The sequence below is a fragment of the Rhizobium sp. CC-YZS058 genome, from assembly GCF_034720595.1.
In the GTDB taxonomy this organism is placed as follows: Bacteria; Pseudomonadota; Alphaproteobacteria; order Rhizobiales; family Rhizobiaceae; genus Ferranicluibacter.
In genome coordinates this window covers 1,275,113-1,294,528 of record NZ_JAYESJ010000001.1, presented here as the reverse complement: position 1 = coordinate 1,294,528, position 19,416 = coordinate 1,275,113, and the positions used below count along the sequence as shown (strand labels likewise).

The 19,416-nt window shown below is 67.2% G+C and carries 14 protein-coding genes; 7 read left to right on the top strand and 7 right to left on the bottom strand.

All coding sequences use genetic code 11. The features are described 5' to 3' along the window. Positions 1-6: 6 nt before the first annotated feature. From U8330_RS06255 to U8330_RS06245, 3 genes are all read right to left on the bottom strand, one after another. Complete coding sequence (locus U8330_RS06255) at positions 7-3,246, bottom strand: maltotransferase domain-containing protein (protein WP_323104283.1); 3,240 nt, start codon at positions 3,244-3,246, stop codon at positions 7-9. Between the two features lie 117 nt (positions 3,247-3,363). Then, entirely contained in the window at positions 3,364-3,927 is a 564-nt protein-coding gene (locus U8330_RS06250; protein WP_323104282.1) for a hypothetical protein, read from the bottom strand. A gap of 39 nt (positions 3,928-3,966) precedes the next feature. After that, positions 3,967-5,142 (bottom strand): zinc-dependent alcohol dehydrogenase, encoded by a 1,176-nt coding sequence (locus tag U8330_RS06245; RefSeq protein WP_323104281.1) that lies wholly within the window; start codon positions 5,140-5,142, stop codon positions 3,967-3,969. A gap of 229 nt (positions 5,143-5,371) precedes the next feature. Here U8330_RS06245 and U8330_RS06240 point away from each other — a divergent pair, with 229 nt between their 5' ends. From U8330_RS06240 to U8330_RS06225, 4 genes are all read left to right on the top strand, one after another. After that, a complete protein-coding gene (locus U8330_RS06240; protein ID WP_323104280.1) occupies positions 5,372-6,028 on the top strand; it encodes an ABC transporter ATP-binding protein in 657 nt (218 codons plus the stop codon). After that, a complete protein-coding gene (locus tag U8330_RS06235; RefSeq protein WP_323104279.1) occupies positions 6,025-8,436 on the top strand; it encodes an FtsX-like permease family protein in 2,412 nt (803 codons plus the stop codon). Before U8330_RS06240 ends, U8330_RS06235 begins: the two co-directional genes overlap by 4 nt. Further along, entirely contained in the window at positions 8,426-9,520 is a 1,095-nt protein-coding gene (locus U8330_RS06230; RefSeq protein WP_323104278.1) for a lipocalin-like domain-containing protein, read from the top strand. The genes U8330_RS06235 and U8330_RS06230 overlap by 11 nt, the downstream gene beginning before the upstream one ends. A 72-nt stretch (positions 9,521-9,592) precedes the next feature. Then, positions 9,593-9,880, top strand: a complete 288-nt coding sequence (locus tag U8330_RS06225; RefSeq protein WP_323104276.1) for a hypothetical protein — start codon at positions 9,593-9,595, stop codon at positions 9,878-9,880. 62 nt (positions 9,881-9,942) lie between these two features. Here U8330_RS06225 and U8330_RS06220 read toward each other — a convergent pair whose 3' ends face one another. The 3 genes from U8330_RS06220 to U8330_RS06210 all read right to left on the bottom strand — a co-directional run bounded on the left by U8330_RS06220 (position 9,943) and on the right by U8330_RS06210 (position 15,407). Continuing rightward, positions 9,943-13,182 (bottom strand): multidrug efflux RND transporter permease subunit, encoded by a 3,240-nt coding sequence (locus U8330_RS06220; RefSeq protein WP_323104275.1) that lies wholly within the window; start codon positions 13,180-13,182, stop codon positions 9,943-9,945. 129 nt (positions 13,183-13,311) lie between these two features. Next, on the bottom strand, positions 13,312-14,505 hold the full coding sequence (locus U8330_RS06215) for an efflux RND transporter periplasmic adaptor subunit (RefSeq protein ID WP_323104274.1): 1,194 nt from the start codon (positions 14,503-14,505) through the stop codon (positions 13,312-13,314). A gap of 56 nt (positions 14,506-14,561) precedes the next feature. Further along, the gene (locus U8330_RS06210) at positions 14,562-15,407 is read right to left on the bottom strand and encodes an alpha/beta hydrolase (RefSeq protein WP_323104273.1); all 846 of its coding nucleotides are present in this window, start codon (positions 15,405-15,407) and stop codon (positions 14,562-14,564) included. 141 nt (positions 15,408-15,548) lie between these two features. Here U8330_RS06210 and U8330_RS06205 point away from each other — a divergent pair, with 141 nt between their 5' ends. Continuing rightward, positions 15,549-16,460, top strand: a complete 912-nt coding sequence (locus tag U8330_RS06205) for a LysR family transcriptional regulator (RefSeq protein WP_323104272.1) — start codon at positions 15,549-15,551, stop codon at positions 16,458-16,460. Positions 16,461-16,628: 168 nt separating this feature from the next. Here U8330_RS06205 and U8330_RS06200 read toward each other — a convergent pair whose 3' ends face one another. Then, complete coding sequence (locus tag U8330_RS06200) at positions 16,629-17,849, bottom strand: MFS transporter (protein WP_323104271.1); 1,221 nt, start codon at positions 17,847-17,849, stop codon at positions 16,629-16,631. Positions 17,850-17,956: 107 nt separating this feature from the next. Here U8330_RS06200 and U8330_RS06195 point away from each other — a divergent pair, with 107 nt between their 5' ends. Both U8330_RS06195 and U8330_RS06190 read left to right on the top strand, forming a co-directional pair. Then, the gene (locus U8330_RS06195) at positions 17,957-18,895 is read left to right on the top strand and encodes an AraC family transcriptional regulator (RefSeq protein WP_323104270.1); all 939 of its coding nucleotides are present in this window, start codon (positions 17,957-17,959) and stop codon (positions 18,893-18,895) included. 83 nt (positions 18,896-18,978) lie between these two features. Next, on the top strand, positions 18,979-19,374 hold the full coding sequence (locus U8330_RS06190; protein WP_323104269.1) for a cytochrome c family protein: 396 nt from the start codon (positions 18,979-18,981) through the stop codon (positions 19,372-19,374). Positions 19,375-19,416 lie beyond the last annotated feature (42 nt).

The following is a 19,416-nucleotide window of genomic DNA, read 5'->3' as shown; positions in this document are numbered from 1 at the left end:
CTCCCATCATCTCACGCGCCAAATGCCGAACGGCAGGTGCGGGCCGAAGCGCAGGCGCTGGATTTTTCCTGTCCAGGTGAAGGCGCGGTTGGCGATCAAATCTTCCATGGGAAGGGATGCACTGTCCGGAAGGTTCCACGACCAGAGCGGGATCTCGACATCGGCTTCCTGGTCGTGATGCGGATCGAGGCTGATGCCGACCAGCACGACATTCTCCCGACCGGCGCTCGCCTTCTCGAAGAACATCACATTGTCGTTCCAAGCCGGCAGCAAGGTCAGGCCGAGATGCGAGTGAAGGGCCGGATTGTCGCGCCGGATGCGGTTGAGCATCGCGATCTCGCCCTTGATATGGCCCGGCCGGTCATAGTCCCAGGCGCGGATCTCGTATTTCTCGCTGTCGGCATATTCCTTGCGCTTGGCATCGGGGCGGCCTTCGCACAGCTCGAACCCGTTATAGACCCCCCAGAGCCCGGACAGCGTCGCGGCCAGCGCGGCGCGGATCAGATAGGCCGAGCGCGGCGCGTTCTGCAGGAAATCCGGGTTGATATCGTGGGTGTTGACGAAGAAGTGCGGGCGGAAGAAGTCCTTCGGCGCCTCGGTCGTGATCTCCCGCATGTATTCCTCCAGCTCCCACTTGGTGTTGCGCCAGGTGAAGTAGGTGTAGGACTGCGAGAACCCGACTTTCGCCAGCCGGTACATGACCTTCGGCTTGGTGAAGGCCTCCGAGAGGAAGACGACCTCCGGGTGCCGGGCGCGGATATCGGCGATCAGCCATTCCCAGAAGGGAAACGGCTTGGTGTGCGGATTGTCGACGCGGAAGAGCTTGACGCCCTGATCGACCCAGAGCTGGACGGTGTCGCGCAGCTCGGTCCAGAGCGAGGGCACGGCGTCCTTTGCGTAGAAATCGACATTGACGATGTCTTCGTATTTCTTGGGCGGGTTTTCCGCATAGCGGATCGTGCCGTCCGGCCGCCAGTCGAACCAGCCGGGATGCTCCTTGAGCCAGGGATGGTCGGGCGAGGCCTGGATGGCGAGGTCGAGGGCGATCTCGAGGCCCTGCTCCGCCGCCGCGGTGACCAGCCGGCGGAAATCGTCGAAATCGCCGAGCTCCGGATGGATGGCCTTGTGCCCGCCAGCGTCCGAGCCGATCGCATAGGGGCTGCCGGGATCGTTCGGCCCGGGGGTCAGCGTGTTGTTGCGGCCCTTGCGGTTCGTGGTGCCGATCGGGTGGATTGGCGGAAAATAGAGGACGTCGAAGCCCATCTCGCGGATCGCCGGCAGGCGGGAGATCACGTCGTCGAAGGTGCCATGCCGATTGGCGTCGCCGCTCTGCGAGCGCGGGAAGACCTGGAACCAACTGGCAAAGGCTGCCGCCTTGCGCTCGGCATCGAGCGGAATCACGGCCGAGCGGACCCGATGCGGCCGCCGATCGGCGCGTGCCATCAGCGCCGAGACATCGGCCGAGAGCAGCAGGCTCGTCCGAGCAGACGCGTCCGCCGCCTCCAGTTTCGCAACGAGAGCCAGGAGCGCCGCTTTCGTCTCCGCCGGCCCTTCGGCCGCAGCACGGCTGACAAGGTTGATGCCTTCCTGGTTTTCGAGCGTCAGGTCGAGCCGCGCCTCGTGCTTCTTGCCGAGCTCGTAGCGGAAGATGGCGAAGGGGTTGCGCCAGGCCTCGACGACGAATTCGTGCCGGCCCATGCGCCGCGGCGTAAACTCCGCGCGCCAGCGGTCGTTGACCACCAGCTGCATCGCAACCTCGGACCATTCCGCCTCATCCGCCGCCCGCCAGAACAGCGCGGCTGCAAGCGGATCATGGCCGTCACCGAAGATATCCGCCTCGACACGGACAGTCTCCCCGACGACGCGCTTGACGGGAAAACGTCCGTCGTCGACCGAGGGTGTCACGGCCTCGATGGCAAGCCGCGGGGACGCGGCCGCCTGCGTCGCGTCGACAGCGAAACCCTCCAGCCGGATGGCGCGCGAAGCCCGCCCTTCGGAGACCCGAACGGCACCGGGCGGCAAACGCAGATCGGCATCCAGCGTCAGCGACGGATCATCGGCAGACACGAGCGGAAGAAAGGCGGCCGCAGCCTCGCGCAACGCGTTGAACGGCACGCGGGCGCTGTTGCGCAGATCGCGGTTGTACAACACGATCTGTACCTGTTCGGCGAGGCGAAGGTCCGGCTTGTCGCCTATGAGCAGTGCCGAAACCGAGGATTGCGAGGCCGTCAGCAGCTGCGGCGGCGGGCGGCGCAAGGGACGCGTGGCCGAGAGCATCTGGTTGACGCTGCGGATTTCCGCGGAAAGATCGAAGGCACCGCGGTCTTTCAGGCCGCGCAGGCCCTCGGCCTGTCCGAACAGCGGATCGAGCGGGGCGGCAAGCCCGAATTCGAAGCCCATCGGTACCATCAGCCCGCCGCCGAGGAGCGCAGAGAGACGCAGCATGCGCCGCGCCCGGCGCTCCAGCACCTCGGCGCTTTCCGTTCCGTGCGCCACGCGCTTGGCAAAGGGCGCCTCGGGGGCGGCAATCTGCAGCGGAAAGGCGTTTTGCACTGCGGCTTCCTCTAGGAACCAGCGCTCCTGCAGATCCCACCAGGCAAAGGAGGAAAAACATCCGTCGAAGCCGGCCCCGGCCAGCGCCACACGGGTTGCAAAGGCCGTTCCCGGCGTCCAGGCAAGGAGGCTGAAGTCCGGCGCGGAACTGCGCACCCGGGCAACCAGCGCACGCCAGGCATCGGGATCGGCCTGCTCCAGGCCGAGGCAGCGCACGCCGCTCAGGCCAAGAGAAGCGAGGCGCGTCAGCCGCTCCGCCAGATGCGTCACGCCCTCCCCCTCGCCGATCGGTGCGAGCGGACGGCTGCCGGAGAGAAGCGGAGGAATTCGGGGATCGAGCGCCTGTCGCGCGCCGCCGGTCTCTTCGGCGATCCGGTCGACGACGAAATCCATCATCAATCGGACGCCGGCCGCGCGGGCGGCATCGGCGAGGTTCAGCATTCCGCGTTCGAGATCGTCGCCCAGCCCGTAGGCAGGGTCGAGCCGATCCTGACTGCGGCTGACGAAGACGCTGGCCCCTTCGCCGCGCGGATAGAGCGGCGCAGTCAGCACCGTATCGAATCCGAGCGAGCGGGCGTGATCGAAGAGGCCACGCCACTGGTCCAGGCCGCCGACGAGCAGCGGATGGATATAGTAGATGCGGGGCGGCTGGGTCAGGCGGGCGGTGGTTTCGGGACGGGCATGTGCATTCATGAGGACGTCTCGCAGCTTTTGGTCCAAAACCCCGGGGAGCCGGTTCGGTTCCTCACGATCTGCTGCAGTGCGGAAGAAAGATCATCCGCACTGCAGCCGATCGTGCGGGCGTCCGGCTCAGGCTGGACGCGGCGCGGCACGCAGGTCTGAGAGCTGGCGCGGCGGCGTGACGCCTGCCCCGCGGGCCGCGGCAACGCCCTTGGGAAAGCCGGACCGGTCGGAAAAGTCGCGCCCCGTCGGTCCCGCCGCGGTGCGCGCGTGGCGCGCGGTGGCGGCCTTGGTGGCCACGAGATCCAGCGCGGTGATGCCGAGTACGACGGCCAGAGCCGCGCCGACATTCTGCCGCTTTCGATTGTCCTCGCCCATCGCACCCATCAGGGTGACGATGTCGAGCCCATCGCCGGCCACCCGGCTCATCAGGCCGGCCTGGCTGTCGACGGAAAGGGTCAGCATGCCGGCGCCGATCTCGCGGATGCCGTAGGCGCGGATCAGGTTTTCCTTGCCCTCCATGCCGAGCGTGCGGGCGATGCGGCCGGGCGCCATGAGTTCGGCCGCGCCGAGCGCCAGGCTGAACCAGCCGAGCCCCTTGGCGAGGCTGTCGGCGGTCGAGCGCGAGCTGGGGCCGGTCGAGATCACCTTCGGATCACCTTCCGACCGGGTCAGATTGGACAGGAATGTCATGGACAACCTCCTTCAAGGTCTGGGAGTGGGGCGGGAGGATCAGGGTTTGAGGACGACCTTGATGCAGCTGTCCTGCTTGTCGCGGAACACCTTGTACATCTCGGGCCCCTCCTCCAGCGTCGCCGTATGGGTGATGACGAAGGACGGGTCGATCTGGCCTTCCTCGATGCGGCGCAGGAGATCGTCGGTCCAGCGGCGCACATGGGTCTGGCCCATGCGGAAGGTGAGACCCTTGTTCATGGCTTGGCCCATCGGGATCTTGTCGACGAGGCCGGAATAGACGCCGGGGATCGACAGGATGCCGCCGGGACGGCAGACATAGATCATCTCGCGCAGCACATGCGGCCGGTCATTCTCCAGCATCATCATCTGCTTGGCGCGATCGAGCAGCGTGTCCGGCTGACCTATCGAGACGTGGGCTTCAAGGCCGACACTGTCGATGCACTTTTCCGGTCCCTTGCCGGAGGTCAGCTCGTTCAGCCGCTCGACGACGCTCTCTTCGGAAAAGTCGATGGTGATCGCGCCGGCGGCGCTGGCCATCGAGAGCCGTTCGGAGATGCAGTCGATCGCGACCACCTGCTTGGCGCCGAGCAGGATCGCGCTGCGGATCGCCATCTGGCCAACCGGGCCGCAACCCCAGACCGCCACCGTATCGGTCGGCTCGATGTCGCAATGGACGGCGGCCTGCCAGCCGGTCGGGAAGATATCGCCCAGGAACAGCACCTGCTCGTCCGTCAGGCTGTCGGGCACCTTGATGTGGGTCTCGTCGGCAAAGGGCACGCGCATATATTCCGCCTGCCCGCCCGGATAGCCGCCGGTCAGATGCGTATAGCCGAAGAGCCCGGCCGTCGTGTGGCCGAAGGCCTTGTCGGCGATCGCCTTGTTGCGGTTGCTCCGCTCGCAGACCGAATAATTGCCGCGCTTGCACTGCTCGCATTCGCCGCAATTGATGGTGAAGGGCACGACGATGCGATCGCCCTTCTTGAGCTTGCCGCGCATGTCGGACCCGGTTTCCACCACCTCGCCCATCATCTCATGGCCCATGATGTCGCCCGGCATCATGGCAGGGATGAAGTTGTGGAAGAGGTGCAGGTCCGAGCCGCAGATGGCGCAGCTGGTCACCTTGATGATCGCATCGCGCGGATCCTCGATCTCGGGATCGCTGACCCTATCGCACCGGATGTCTTCCTTGCCGTGCCAAACCAATGCCCGCATGATGAAACCCGCCTGTTCTGTTTCTGGTGTCTGTCGCTCGAAGTCCGAGAGCCCGACCAGGTCCCCGGCTGCAGGGTCGTCCAACTGAGGCAGGCGCAGATAGTTTCATTCCCACCGACAGGTTTCGGGCAACGGCATTGAAGAGGCGCGCGCGGCAGAATGACGCCTCGCAGGCGACCGCCGCTCTCCTATATTCCGGAGTGAAGGCGACAGAACGGGCAGGAGCCGCATGGTCATCGCAATGACGGACGTGTCGAAGACCTATCGGACGGCGGAGGGGCCGCTGACCGTGCTGGACGGGATCGACCTTTCTTTGTCCGCCGGCGAAAGCCTGGCGCTGACCGGCGAATCCGGCAGCGGCAAGAGCACGCTCCTGCATCTGGCCGCCGGCCTCGACGAGCCCGACCGCGGGCAGATCCTCATCGATGGCGCTGACATGGCGGCGCTCGGCGATGCCGGCCGCGCAGCGCTCCGACGCAGCACGGTCGGGCTGATCTTCCAGCAGTTCAACCTCATCCCCTCGCTCACCGTCGGTGCCAATCTTGCCTTCCACGCCCGGCTTGCCGGCCGGCACGACCCCGCCTGGAACGCCAAGCTCGCCGAGCGGCTGGGTCTCGCCTCGCTCCTCTTGCGCTATCCGGAACAGCTCTCCGGCGGGCAGCAGCAGCGCGTGGCGATCGGCCGAACGCTGGCCGCCAGGCCGAAGCTGGTGCTGGCCGACGAACCGACCGGCAATCTCGACGAGGCGACGAGCGAGCAGGTGCTGGCCCTCATGCTGTCGCTCGTCGCCGAAACGGGCGCCGCGCTGCTCATGGTCACGCACTCGCAGCGGCTGGCCGACCGTCTGGATCGTCGCGTCCATCTGACCGCCGGGCGCATCGCATGAGCTGGGCTGCCGCGCTCGGCGCGCTGCTTTCCCATTGGCGGCGGCGGCCGATGCAGCTCCTCATGTTGCTCGTCGGCCTCTCGCTCGCCACGGCGCTCTGGTCCGGCGTGCAGGCCATCAATGCCGAAGCCCGGGCGAGCTATGATCGTGCGGCGCGGCTGATCGGCCAGGACCAGCTGACCCAGCTCGTCCATGCCGATGGCCGTCCGATTGCGCAGGCGACCTATGTTTCGCTGCGGCGCGCCGGCTGGCTGGTCTCGCCCGTCCTCGAAGGAGAGCTCAAGATCGGCAGCACGCGGTTGCGGCTGATCGGCATCGACCCGGCAACGCTGCCCGGCGAAGCCGGCGCGCTGTCCGGCGAAGCGCTCGGCGATTTTCTGCCCTTCATTACCCCGCCCGGCCTGATCTTCGTCGCACCGGAGACGGCAGCGTCTCTTGGCCTCACGTCGCCTGTGCCGCTCAAGGCCGAGGCCAGCATGGTGCCCGGCACCGGCACCGCCGATATCGGGATCGCCCAGACGCTGCTGAACCGACCCGGAGAAATCAGCCGGCTCCTGCTTGCGCCGGAACAGCCGGCAGCGCGCCGGCCGCTTGCGGAAATCGCCCCGGACCTGACCTTGAAGTCGCCGGAGGCCGGCGGCGACATCTCGCGCCTGACCGACAGCTTCCACCTTAACCTGACCGCCTTCGGCTTCCTCGCCTTCGCCGTCGGCCTGTTCATCGTCTATTCCGCCATCGGCCTTGCCTTCGAGCAGCGACGGGCGACCTTCCGCACGCTGCGCTCGCTCGGCCTCTCCGCCCGCGCGCTGACCGTGCTGCTGGTCGCGGAGCTGCTCGCCTTCGCGACGCTTGCCGGCCTTGCCGGCGTCGCGCTCGGCTATCTCGTCGGTTCCCTCCTGCTGCCGGGCGTGGCGGCGACCCTGCAGGGGCTCTATGGCGCCTCGGTGCCCGGCACGCTGACGCTGAGGCCGGAGTGGTGGCTCTCCGGCCTGTTGATCGCGGTTCTGGGCGCGCTCGCCGCGGCGGCGCAGAGCCTCTGGCGCGTCGCGCATATGCCGCTTCTGGCGCCTGCCCAACCGCGGGCCTGGGCGCGGGCGTCCGAACGGGCGCTTCGCATCCAGGCGCTGGCGAGCCTGCTCCTATTTGTGGCGTCGGTCGCGCTCGCGGTCTGGGGCTCCGGGCTGGTTGCGGGCTTTGCCGTGCTCGGCGCGCTGCTGCTCGGCGCCGCCCTCCTGCTTCCGGTCGTCCTCACTCTCCTCCTTTCCGGCATGGAACGGCTCTCGCGCCGGGCGCTTGCGCAGTGGTTCTGGGCCGATACGCGCCAGCAACTGCCCGGCCTGTCGCTGGCGCTGATGGCGCTGCTGCTCGCGCTCTCGGCCAATATCGGCGTCGGCACCATGGTCTCGAGTTTCCGCCTCACCTTCACCGGCTGGCTCGATCAGCGGCTCGCTTCGGAACTCTATGTGACCGCGCGCAGCGAGGCGGAGGCGGCAGCCCTGCGCGCCTTCCTGCCGGGCAAGGTGCAGGCGATCCTGCCGATCTGGAGCGTCGAGGGGACGGTGGGCGGCCAGCCGGCCGAGATCTACGGTGCCGCCGACCATGCCACCTATCGCGACAACTGGCCGCTCCTCGACCGCGCCCCGGACGCCTGGGACCAGGTGGCGCGCGGCACCGGAGCCCTGGTGAACGAGCAGATGAGCCGGCGGGACGGGATCGCCGTCGGCGACCCGCTGGTGCTGCCCGGCGGCTGGAGCACGCGCGTCGTCGGCATCTATTCCGATTACGGCAATCCGGTCGGCCAGGTGATCGTCAATGTCGAGGCGCTGGCCGCCCATTATCCGGAGGTCGAGCGGCTGCGCTACGGGTTGCGCCTGCCACCCGCCGACGTGCCGGCGCTCAAACGCGCGCTTGGCGATCGCTTCGGCCTGCCCGAGACGGCGATGATCGACCAGGGCGCGCTCAAGCGGCGCTCGCTGGAAATCTTCGAGCAGACCTTCTCCGTCACCGCGGCGCTGAACGTGCTGACGCTGGGTGTTGCGGGGCTTGCCATGTTCGCGAGCCTGATGACGCTGTCCACCATGCGCCTGCCGCAGCTTGCCCCCGTCTGGGCCATGGGGCTTACGCGCCGGCAGCTGGTCTGGCTGGAACTGGTGCGCACGCTGCTGCTGGCGCTGCTGACGCTGATCGCCGCCCTGCCCGTCGGCCTGGGGCTTGCCTGGGTGCTGCTGGCCATCGTCAATGTCGAGGCCTTCGGGTGGCGGCTGCCGATCCACATCTTCCCGTCCGACTGGCTGCGGCTCGGCGCGCTGGCGCTCTTGGCCAGCCTGATCTCAGCCCTCATCCCGCTGCGCCGGCTGGCGGTACTCTCGCCGGCCGATCTGCTGAAGGTCTTCGCCAATGAACGCTAGCGCTCCGCTCGGCCTGTCGCGCCGCCGCCTGCTCCTTGCTGGCCTTGCCGGCCTTGCCCTGCCGCGCACCGGCCTGACCCAGGGCTTTGCCGGCCTCGGCACCACGGCGGAAGGGTTTTCGGTGCCGGCGCCGGGCAGGCCCTTCCTCTTCCCGCGCGATCACGGGGCGCACCCGGATTTCAGGATCGAATGGTGGTATCTGACCGCCAATCTCGAAGGCCCCGACGGCACGCCCTACGGGGTTCAGTGGACGCTGTTCCGTTCGGCGCTCGCCCCGCGCGAGGCGGAAGGCTGGCAGAGCCCGCAGATCTGGCTCGGCCATGCGGCGATCACGACGCGGGAGACGCAGTTCGTTTCCGAGCGACTGTCGCGCGGCGGCATCGGCCAGGCGGGCGTGACGGCGGCCCCCTTTGCCGCCTGGATCGACGACTGGCGCCTTGCCCGGCGGGCAGATGCCCCGCAGAGCACCGACCAGCTCGCCCATGTCACACTGCAGGCAAGCGGCGCGGCGTTCTCCTACGATCTCTCGCTCACCGCCACCGGCCCGCTCGTGCCGCAGGGGCAGAACGGCTATTCGGTCAAATCCGCAGCCGGCCAGGCGAGCTTCTATTATTCCCAGCCCTTCTACCGCGTCGAGGGCAGGCTGACGCTTCCCTCCGGCCCTGTCACCGTCACCGGACAGGCCTGGCTCGACCGCGAATGGTCCTCGCAACCGCTTGCCAGCGACCAGACCGGATGGGACTGGTTCTCACTGCATTTCACGAGCGGCGAGAAGCTGATGGGCTTTCGCCTGCGCGATGGCGGCGCCGGCTATACCTCCGCCACCTGGATCGCCGCCGATGGCACGCCGACGCCTCTCGCCGCCGGCGCCCTCAGCGTCTCGCCGCTCGGCCAGAGCCCTGTTGCGGGGCGGGACGTTCCGACACGCTGGCAGGTGCGCCTTGCCGACCGCGGGCTCGACATCGTCACCGAACCTTTGAACCCGCAAGCCTGGATGGCCACCCGAACGCCCTACTGGGAAGGGCCGATCTTCTTTTCAGGCAGCCATGAAGGCCGCGGCTATCTGGAGATGACCGGCTATTGAGGCCAAGCCGCGGGAACCTCGGCAGGGACGCGCCGTTCTGGCTCGATCGGCATCAGGAGGAGGAGACCGGGCATGAACACGGCCAATCTGCAGCTCGAAGGCTTGACCATGGCGGTCGCCGCCATCACCCGCATGCTGACGGAGAAGGGCCTGGCGACGCATCAGGACATCCGCAGCGCTCTGAAGAATGCGGAGGAGGAAGCGGCGGCCAGCGCCGGCAGCGAGCTTTCGGGCTCCAACCAGAAGGGCATTCTCTTCCCGATCCGCCTCCTGAGCCTCGCCAATGACGCGGCCGAGCGCGGCGAAAGCGCGAGCTTCAAGACCTTCGCCCGCCAGGTGGGCTTGAGCGACAGGCCCTGAACAGGACAACGCCCCCGCCGGGTGGCAGGGGCGTGTCAATCGATCGGACGATCGCGGAGTCGTTACTCGGCGGCGAGCGGCAGGGCGAGCTGCGGCTCGTCCTTCTCGTCCCTGCCGGCATAAGCGCCATGGGCGGGATCGATTTCCTCGACCGTACCATGGTTCTTCAGCGGCCGGTTGCCGGACAGCAGCCGGACCAGCACGTAGAAGATCGGCGTCATGAAGATGCCGAACACGGTGACGCCGATCATGCCCGAGAACACGGCGACGCCCATGGCGGCCCGCATCTCGGCACCGGCACCGGTCGAGATGACCAGCGGCACGACGCCCATGATGAAGGCCATGGAGGTCATCAGGATCGGCCGCAGGCGCAGACGGCTCGCCTCGACGGCCGCCTGAACCGGCGTCCGTCCGGCAAATTCGAGCTCGCGCGCGAATTCGACGATCAGGATCGCGTTCTTCGCCGAGAGCCCCACCAGCACCACCAGCCCGATCTGGGTGAAGATGTTGTTGTCGCCGCCGGTCAGCCAGACGCCGGTCAGCGCCGCCAGCACACCCATCGGCACGATCATGATGATCGCGATCGGCAGCGTCAGGCTCTCATATTGCGCGGCCAGCACCAGATAGACGAGCAGCAGAGCGAGCGGGAAGACGAGGATACCGGAATCGCCCGCCAAGATCTGCTGATAGGTCAGGTCCGTCCATTCGAAGTCGATGCCGGAGGGCAGCGTTTCGTCGGCGATCCGCTCGATCGCCGCCTGAGCCTGGCCGGAGGAGAAGCCCGGCGCCGACCCGCCATTGACGTCGGCGGCGAGGAAACCGTTGTAGCGCGTCGTGCGCTCCGGCCCGGTCGTCGCATCCACCTTGAGGAGGGCCGACAGCGGGATCATCTGGCCCGATTGCGAACGGACCTTCAGCTGGCCGATATCCTCGGGCTTGGCGCGGAACTTCGCATCCGCCTGGACGCGCACGCTGTAGGTGCGGCCGAAGGCGTTAAAGTCGTTCACATAGAGCGACCCCAGATAGATCTGCAGCGCATCGAAGACCTCGGTGACCGATACCCCCAGCTGCTCGGCCTTGGTGCGGTCGAGATCAGCATAGAGCTGCGGCACGTTGATCTGGTAGCTCGAGAAGATGCCGGCGAGTTCCGGCGTCTGGTAGGCCTTGCCGATAAAGGCCTTGGCCGCTTCGTCCAGCGACTGGTAGCCGAGGCCGGCGCGATCCTCGATCTGCAGCTTGAAGCCGCCCGTCGTGCCGAGACCGTTGACCGGCGGCGGCGGGAACATGGCGATGAAGGCATCCTGGATGCCGGCGAACTTCTGGTTCAGCTGCATGGCGATCGCCCCGCCCGAAAGCTCGGGCGTCTTGCGGTCCTCGAAATCGTCGAGCACGGCGAAGACGATGCCGGCATTGGAGCCGATGGTGAAGCCGTTGATCGACAGGCCCGGGAAGGCCAGCGCATTCTTGACGCCCGGCTGTTCGAGCGCGATCGCGCTCATCTTCTTGATCACCTCTTCCGTCCGGTCGAGCGTGGCGCCATCGGGAAGCTGCGCGAAGCCGATCAGATATTGCTTATCCTGCGCCGGCACGAAGCCGCCGGGCACGGCGTTGAACATGCTGTAGGTGGCGCCGGCCAGCGCCAGATAGATCACCATGACGACGCTCTTGCGGGTGAGCAGCCCGCCAATGCTGCGGCCATAGCCACGCGACATGGCGCCGAAGGCGCGGTTGAAGCCGCGGAAGAACCAGCCGAGCGTCTTGTCCATGAAGACGGTCAGAAAATCCTTCTTGGCATGATGGTCCTTCAAGAGCAGGGCGGCCAACGCCGGCGACAGCGTCAGCGAATTGATCGCCGAGATGACGGTCGAAATCGCGATCGTCAGCGCGAACTGGCGGTAGAACTGGCCCGAAAGACCGGTGATGAAGGCGAGCGGCACGAAGACGGCGACCAGCACCAGCGCAATCGCGATGATCGGACCCGAGACTTCCCGCATCGCCCGATAGGTCGCCTCGCGCGGAGAGAAGCCCGCCTCGATGTTGCGCTCGACATTTTCGACCACGACGATCGCATCGTCCACCACGATGCCGATCGCCAGCACGAGGCCGAAGAGCGTCAGCGCATTGATGGAGAAGCCGAAGACATACATGACGGCAAAGGTGCCGACGATCGAGACGGGGACCGCGATCAGCGGAATGATCGAGGCACGCCAGGTCTGCAGGAAGAGAATGACGACGAGAACGACGAGGGCCACGGCCTCGAGCAGCGTATCGATGACCTTGTCGATCGAGGAGCGGACGAATTCGGTCGTGTCGTAGACGATCTCGTAGCTCACCCCTTCCGGCATGGCGAGCTTCAGCTCCTTCATCGTCGCCTGGACTGCATCCGAGATGGCGATCGCGTTCGAGCCCGGCGCTTGGAAGACCGGCACGGCCACGGCCGGCTTGCCGTCGAGCAGGGAGCGCAGCGTATAGTCGGCTGCGCCCATCTCCACCCGCGCCACATCGCGCAGCCGTGTGATCTCGCCATTGGCGCCGCTTTTCACGATGATGTTGCCGAACTGCTCCGGCGTCTGCAGGCGGCCTTGTGCGTTGACCGAGAGCTGAAGATCGACCCCGGGCAGGCTCGGCGAAGCGCCGATCGTTCCGGCGGCGGCCTGAACGTTCTGCTGGCGGATGGCGTTGGTGATGTCGCTTGCGGCAAGATCATGCTCGGCCGCCTTTTGCGGGTCGATCCAGACGCGCATGGAATAGTCGCCGGCGCCGAAGACCTGGACCTGGCCGACACCCTCGATGCGGGCGAGCCGGTCCTTGACGTTCAGCACCGCGTAGTTGCGCAGATAGGTCAGGTCGTAGCGGTCGCCGGTCGAGACGAGGTGCACGACCATCATCAGGTCGGGCGAGCTCTTGACCGTGGTGACGCCCAATGCGCGAACCTCGGCCGGCAGGCGCGGTTCGGCCTGCGAGACGCGGTTCTGCACCAGCTGCTGGGCCTTGTCCGGATCGGTGCCGAGCTTGAAGGTGACGGTCAGCGTCAGCACGCCATCGGAGGTCGCCTGGCTGGACATGTAGAGCATGTCCTCGACGCCGTTGATCGACTCTTCCAGCGGCGTCGCCACCGTCTCCGCGATCACCTTGGGGTTGGCGCCCGGATAGGTGCCGCGCACCACGATCGACGGCGGCACGACATCGGGATATTCGGAGATCGGCAGCGCGCGCATGCCGAGCAGGCCTGCCACCAGGATGAGCACCGACAGCACGCCGGCAAAGACCGGCCTGTCGACGAAGAAACGGGAAATGTTCATATCGAAACCCTCTCCGGGAATGAACGAGACTGGCACAGGCTGCCGCTCGCGGATCCGGCATGGACCGCAAGGGCAGGCACTGGCTTCAAGCGTGGGGTGCATGCGGGCCCCAAGGCCCGGTGCGAAATATTACTTTTGCGCGAGTTCCGGCTCGCTCGACGGCGCGACCAGTGCTCCGGGGCGGATGCGCTGCAGGCCGTTGACGACGATCCGATCGCCGGCGTTCAACCCGCTGGTCACGATCCGCTGTCCCTCGACCGCCGCGCCGAGCGCCACCTGGCGGTAAGCGACCGTGTTGTCGGCGCCCACGACATAGACGAACTTCTTGTCCTGGTCGGTGCCGATCGCCCGCTCGCTGATCATCAGATGCTCCTCGGCCTTGGGCTCGCCCATGCGCAGCCGCACGAACTGGCCGGGAATCAGCCGTCCGCCGGGATTGTCGAAGACGGCGCGCAGCCGCAGCGTGCCGCTGGCAGCGTTCACCTCGTTGTCGACAAGTTGCAGCGTGCCATGCACGGGCGTGCCGGCGTCGCTGGCGAGCCCGAGTTCGATCGGTACCGCGCCGAGATCCGGCGTTCCATCGGCACCGGGCGTCAGCGCGGCAAGCGTCCGGCCCACCAGCTCCTCATTGGCATCGAAGCTCGCATAGATCGGGTCCATGGAGACCAGCGTCGTCAGCGGCGGCGCCTCCGAACCGGCGGCGACGAGATTGCCCTCGGTGATTTCGAGACGGCCGACGCGACCGGAAATCGGCGCGCGGATCTCAGTATAATCGAGATTCAGCTGGGCGGATTTCAGCGTGGCGAGGGCCGATTGCAGGGTGGCTTCCGCTTCCTGATAGGCGCTGCCGCGCTGGACGAGATCGGTATCGGGAATGACCTGCTTGGCAGCCAGCTTCTCGCCGCGGTCAAGCTCGGTCTTGGTCAGTGCCAGCCGGGCGCGGGCCGAGGCGACCTGGCCTTCGGCCTGCTCGACCACAGCCTTGTAGGGCTCGGGATCGATGGTCACCAGAAGATCGCCGGCCTTGACGAGACCGCCTTCCCGGAAATGGACCGACTGGATGGTGCCGGCCACCCGCGGGCGGATCTGCACGCGGCCGACGGCTTCGAGCCGGCCGGAAAAATCCTGCCAGGTCGAGACGCGCTTCGGCTCGACGGTGGTGACGGTCACCGGCGTTGCCGGCGGCGGGGCGGCGGCTTGCGTCGTCTCCGCGCTCGCATGGCTGCCGAATGGCAGGTCGAAGGTGACGGTGGCGGCTGCGATGGACGCAGCAAGGCCCAGGCCGGCGCCCGTCAGGGCCCAGCGGTTGCGTGTCGCTGTCATGATGCTACTCCTCGGCCGGTTCGGGCCGTTCTCAATCACTCATCAAAAAAGAGGTGTCAGGTGGGGACGACGGCCCCCGCCCGCAGACCCGGCCTGGCGCCGGGCCGAAGCTCCTCGACAAACTGGCTGAAGGCCGTGCGCAATGCCTCGACCCAAAGCCCGGTCTTGCCCCTGTAGATGCCGGTCCAGCCGAAACTGTCCGGCAGGATCGTCCGCCTCACCAGCGATCCGCCCTGCGCGAGCCGGTCGGCATAGCCGAGCGCCTCGTCCTTCAGCGGATCGTCCTCGGATGTCAGCACCAGTGCGGGGGCAACCCCCATCAGCCGGGAACAGAGACAGGGCGCCGCATAAGGATGCTGGGTGCCGCAGAGCGTTTCGCGCAGATAGTTGCGCCATCCGTCCGACCAGCGGTCCAGCATGCCGATCTCGCTCGCCCGGCGGATGGAATGCGTGGTCATGCGCGGATCGATCATCGGCGACAGGAGGATTTGCCCCGTCAGGCCGCCTGGCATCTGGTCTCGTGCCTTCAGCGCCACGCCGGCCGCGACATTGCCGCCCGCCTCGGTGCCCGCCACGAAGAGCGGCGCCTTGACCCCGCCGCCGAAGTGCTTGCGCTTGGCCGAGACATGCTGCAGCGCCTCGAAGGCGGTGTCCAGCGCCTGCGGGAAGCCGTTGCCGGAGGCCGTGGCGTAATCGGCCTCGAGCACGATGGCGCCGCCGGCGCCGAGCGCGCGCACCGCAGGGCCGGTCTCCTGCGGCAGGCCCTTGTCGAGAAAGGCGCCGCCGCCGAGGAAGAGCACCAGAGGCGCGCATTTGCCGACCGCCGCCGGTGCATGCAGGCGCAGCGAAAGCGGCACGCCGCCCTGCCCCTTCACCGCCATCTCGCGCCACTCGCCGGTCATCGTCGATCCTTGGACTGTAAGCCGTCACTTGCGGCTTTGTTGGTTTGCATATTATTATTCCGCAGAAACGACACAAGACGCGGATCACGACATCACTGTTCGGGATCGGCGAACAATGACGCAGCGCAGCAGGAGCGGAGCATGGACCAGATCTCGGCAATGCGGGCCTTTGTGCGGGTGGTGGAAACCGGCAACTTCACCCGCGCCGCCGCCACGCTCAACATTCCCAAGACCTCGGTCACCACCCTCGTGCAGGGGCTGGAACAGCATCTGCGCACGACCCTTCTCAACCGCACGACCCGGCGGGTGATGGTGACCAATGACGGCGCGCTTTATTACGAACGCGCCATGCAGATCCTGGCTGAACTCGACGAACTCGATTCCAGCCTGTCCAATTCGCAGACGCAGCCGAGCGGGCGGCTGCGGGTGGAGATGGCCGGCGCCTTCGCCGACCTCATCGTCGTACCGGCGCTCTGCGACTTCTATGAGCACTATCCGCAGATCCGCCTCGATATCGGCGTCGGCGACCGGCTGGTCGATTACATCGCCGAGAACGTCGATTGCGCGCTGCGCGCCGGCACGCCCGGCGACCAGTCGCTGATCGCCCGCAAGGTGGGAGAGATGGCCATGGTGCCCTGCGCCGCCCCGCTCTATCTCGAGCGCTTCGGTATGCCGGAAAGCCCGCAGGACCTGACAGGCAGCCACTGGGCGGTCGGCTATCTCGGCGCGCAGACCGGCCGTATCTACCCCATGGAATTCCGCCGCGGCGAGGAGCTCGTGGAGATCACGCCCAATTACGTGGTTTCGGTCAACGATGCGCGCTCCTATGTCAGCGCGGCGCTCGCAGGCATGGGCGTCGTCCAGTCGCCCCGCTTCATGGTCGCCGAAGCGCTGCGCAAGGGCGAGCTCGTCCGCATTCTGCCCGACTGGTCGGGCGAAAGCATCCCCCTCTACATCGTCTACCCCCAAACCCGCCACCTCTCCAACAAGGTCCGCGTCTTCGTCGACTGGCTTGCCAAGCTGATCCAGAGCCATCGGGCCGAGGGATTGTGAGAGCGGAAAGTCGCCTTCACAGACCACGCGAACACGCTCCGACTCCGTCTCACGAAACTTACGCAAGACTCTGCCCCGACTCACCTTTCGGCATGCGCCCGCACAGTGCGAAACGCCGCCCTCCGGCGGGAAGGCGGCGTTTCGCGGTGGTCGATTCGCTCCGTTCGCTCAGCCTTCGCTGAGCGCCATCGGGCGGCGGCTGCCGAGGGTGATGGCGGTGGCGCCGAGGAGGGCGGCGATGCCGGTGAAGGCGAAGACGCCGGCCGGCCCCTGGGTTTCGACGATCAGCCCACCGAAGATCGCGCCGCTGGAAATGGCGATCTGGAAGGTCGTGAGCATCATCGCCCCGGCGCTTTCCGCCTCGTCGCCGGCAGCCTTGGTCACGAAGCTCTGGACGCTGACCGGCAGTGCGCCGAAGAAGAAGCCCCAAAGCGCGGTGACCGCCGCAACCAGCCCGGCATGGGCGCCGGCAAAGGCGAGGATGAAGGCCATGGCGGCGATGCCGCTGGCGGCGAAGATGATGGCCCGCGGCGTGTTGCGCTCGGCCAGGAACCCGCCGGCCAGATTGCCGATGAAACCGCCGATGCCGAAGGCGAGCAGGGTCGCGGAAATGCCGGCGACGCTCATCTGCGGCCCGCTTTCGAGGAAGGGGCGGACGAAGGTGAAGCCGGCGAAGTGGCCGGACACCACGAGCAGCACGGTCAGAAGCCCGAGCCGGATCGCGGGACGGCGCAGCACCGCCGCCATGGTCGAAAGGCTCGCCGAGCCCTTGGGCGGCATGGCCGGCAGGGTGAGGATCTGCAGGAGCAGCGCGGCGAGACCGAGGACGCCAGAAATGACGAAGGCTGCCCGCCAGCCGAGCACATCGCCCACATAGGCGCCGATCGGTGCGGCACAGACGGTGGCGGCCGAGACGCCGGACATGACGATCGCCATGGCGCGCGGCATCAACCGGCCGGGCACCAAACGCATGGCGAGCGCCAGCGACATGGCCCAGAAGCCGCCGAGCCCGATGCCGAGCAGCGCACGGGCAAGCAGCAATTGCACCAGCCCATCGGCCGTGGCGGCCAGCGCGCTGGAGAGAATGAGCGCCGCAGTCAGGCCGAAAAGCACGAGGCGGCGATCCTGCCGCGCCGTGCCGATGACGATGCCGGGTCCGGCGAAGGCGGCGACGACGGCCGTGACCGTCATGGTCTGGCCGGCGGCGCCGAGGCTGACGCCGAGATCCTGCGAGATCGGCGTCAGCAGGCTGGCGGGAAGGAACTCGGCGGTGACGAGGCCGAAGACGCCGAGCGCGAGCGACGCGACGCCCGCCCAAAGGGCTGGCGCTTCATCGCCCCGGTCGGCGAGCAGATCTTCATCGAGGGTGGAAAGGGAAGGTGCGGTCATCAACAATCTCCTTGGGAGGATGACTGGAGGCTAAGCGTGACGCCCTGGCGTTTCTATGCTAGTAAATCCAAAATTCTTGACCATTCGTCCAACAGATGAGGCCGGCAATGCATGATCCCTTGACCGAAATGTTGCGCGGTCTTCGGCTCGATGGGGTGGAGTATGGGCGCTGCCAGCCCTCGCATCCCTTCGCCACCAGTTTCCCCGCCAAGGAGGAGGCGCATTTTCATTTTCTTGCGGCCGGGCATGCCTTCCTTCAGGCGCCGGATGGCGGCTGGATCGAGCTGAGACCCGGCGATGCGGTGCTTCTGCCGCGCGGGGATGCGCATGTTCTGGCGAGCAAGCCCGGCCTGCCGCCGGTGCCGGTCGGCACTATGCCGCGCAAGACGGTTTGCGACGGCATTATCGACCTGCAATGCCCCTGCGCGGAAAAGCGCAACACGCTGTTCTTCGCCGAAATGCGCTTCAACATCGACAAGCGCCACCCGCTCCTGCAGATGATGCCGACGGTGATGGAAACACGCAACCTTGCCGCCAGCGAACCGACGATCCCGCCGCTGCTGGACGCGATGATGCGGGAGGTGGATATGGACCGGGTGGGCGCTGGCGGCATCCTGGCCCGGCTCGCCGATGTGCTGACGGCGACGCTGATTCGCACCTGGGTGGAGCACGGCTGCGGCGATTCCTCGGGCTGGTTGGCCGCGGTGCGCCATCCCGATGTCGGCCGGGTGCTTGCCGCCATCCACCTCGATCCGGCGCAGGACTGGAGCGTGGAGGCGCTGGCGCGCGAGATGGGCGCGTCTCGCTCCGGTTTCGCCCAGCGCTTTGCCGAAGCAGTCGGCGAAACGCCGGCGCGCTATGTGGCGCGCATGCGGATGCAGCAGGCGCATCAATGGCTGCGCGAGGGGCAGCGCGTGGCGCTGGTGGCGGAGCGGCTCGGTTACGAGTCGGAAGCCTCCTTCAGCCGCGCCTTCAAGCGGATCATCGGCACCTCCCCCAGCCGTGCCCGCAGCCCGGTCGCCGCGCCCCTTGCCGCGGCCGAATGAGGCGACCCTCCCCTGTCGAAGGACGCGCACTAGATTTCGAGGGACGCGCGTCGATGCGTGCCGGTCTGAAGGAGCGAGCAGCCATGAGACGGAGATCGCCTCTCGAACGGTCGGGCCTCTGCCTCGCCGCCCTCCTTGCGTTCTCGTTCCCCGCCTGGGCAGAGGGCGGGGATGCGGCACGCGGGGCGGCCACATTCAAGGCCTGCTCCAACTGCCACGTGGTGCAAGGGGATCGCACGGTCTTCGGCCCCAGCCTGCAGGGCGTCGTCGGCCGCAAGGCCGGCAGCGTGCCGGGCTATCGCTATTCCGAGGCGATGTTGGCGGCGGGCGAGCAGGGGCTGATCTGGACCGAGGCCGATCTCTCGGCGTTCCTCTCCAGCCCGAAGCGCAAGGTACCGGGCACGAGCATGCGCTTCTGGGGCTTCTGGTCGCAATCCTCGATCGATGACGTCATCGCCTATCTCAAGGCCAATCCCTGATCGAGACGGTGCCCCCGGTGGCATGCGCTCCGGGGGCCGCGC

Excerpts from the sequence above, each read along its gene's own strand:
- U8330_RS06255 (WP_323104283.1), bottom strand. The coding sequence starts at position 3,246 with ATGAATGCACATGCCCGTCCCGAAACCACCGCCCGCCTGACCCAGCCG.
- U8330_RS06250 (WP_323104282.1), bottom strand. The coding sequence starts at position 3,927 with ATGACATTCCTGTCCAATCTGACCCGGTCGGAAGGTGATCCGAAGGTG.
- U8330_RS06245 (WP_323104281.1), bottom strand. The coding sequence starts at position 5,142 with ATGCGGGCATTGGTTTGGCACGGCAAGGAAGACATCCGGTGCGATAGG.
- U8330_RS06240 (WP_323104280.1), top strand. The coding sequence starts at position 5,372 with ATGGTCATCGCAATGACGGACGTGTCGAAGACCTATCGGACGGCGGAG.
- U8330_RS06235 (WP_323104279.1), top strand. The coding sequence starts at position 6,025 with ATGAGCTGGGCTGCCGCGCTCGGCGCGCTGCTTTCCCATTGGCGGCGG.
- U8330_RS06230 (WP_323104278.1), top strand. The coding sequence starts at position 8,426 with ATGAACGCTAGCGCTCCGCTCGGCCTGTCGCGCCGCCGCCTGCTCCTT.
- U8330_RS06225 (WP_323104276.1), top strand. The coding sequence starts at position 9,593 with ATGAACACGGCCAATCTGCAGCTCGAAGGCTTGACCATGGCGGTCGCC.
- U8330_RS06220 (WP_323104275.1), bottom strand. The coding sequence starts at position 13,182 with ATGAACATTTCCCGTTTCTTCGTCGACAGGCCGGTCTTTGCCGGCGTG.
- U8330_RS06215 (WP_323104274.1), bottom strand. The coding sequence starts at position 14,505 with ATGACAGCGACACGCAACCGCTGGGCCCTGACGGGCGCCGGCCTGGGC.
- U8330_RS06210 (WP_323104273.1), bottom strand. The coding sequence starts at position 15,407 with ATGACCGGCGAGTGGCGCGAGATGGCGGTGAAGGGGCAGGGCGGCGTG.
- U8330_RS06205 (WP_323104272.1), top strand. The coding sequence starts at position 15,549 with ATGGACCAGATCTCGGCAATGCGGGCCTTTGTGCGGGTGGTGGAAACC.
- U8330_RS06200 (WP_323104271.1), bottom strand. The coding sequence starts at position 17,849 with ATGACCGCACCTTCCCTTTCCACCCTCGATGAAGATCTGCTCGCCGAC.
- U8330_RS06195 (WP_323104270.1), top strand. The coding sequence starts at position 17,957 with ATGCATGATCCCTTGACCGAAATGTTGCGCGGTCTTCGGCTCGATGGG.
- U8330_RS06190 (WP_323104269.1), top strand. The coding sequence starts at position 18,979 with ATGAGACGGAGATCGCCTCTCGAACGGTCGGGCCTCTGCCTCGCCGCC.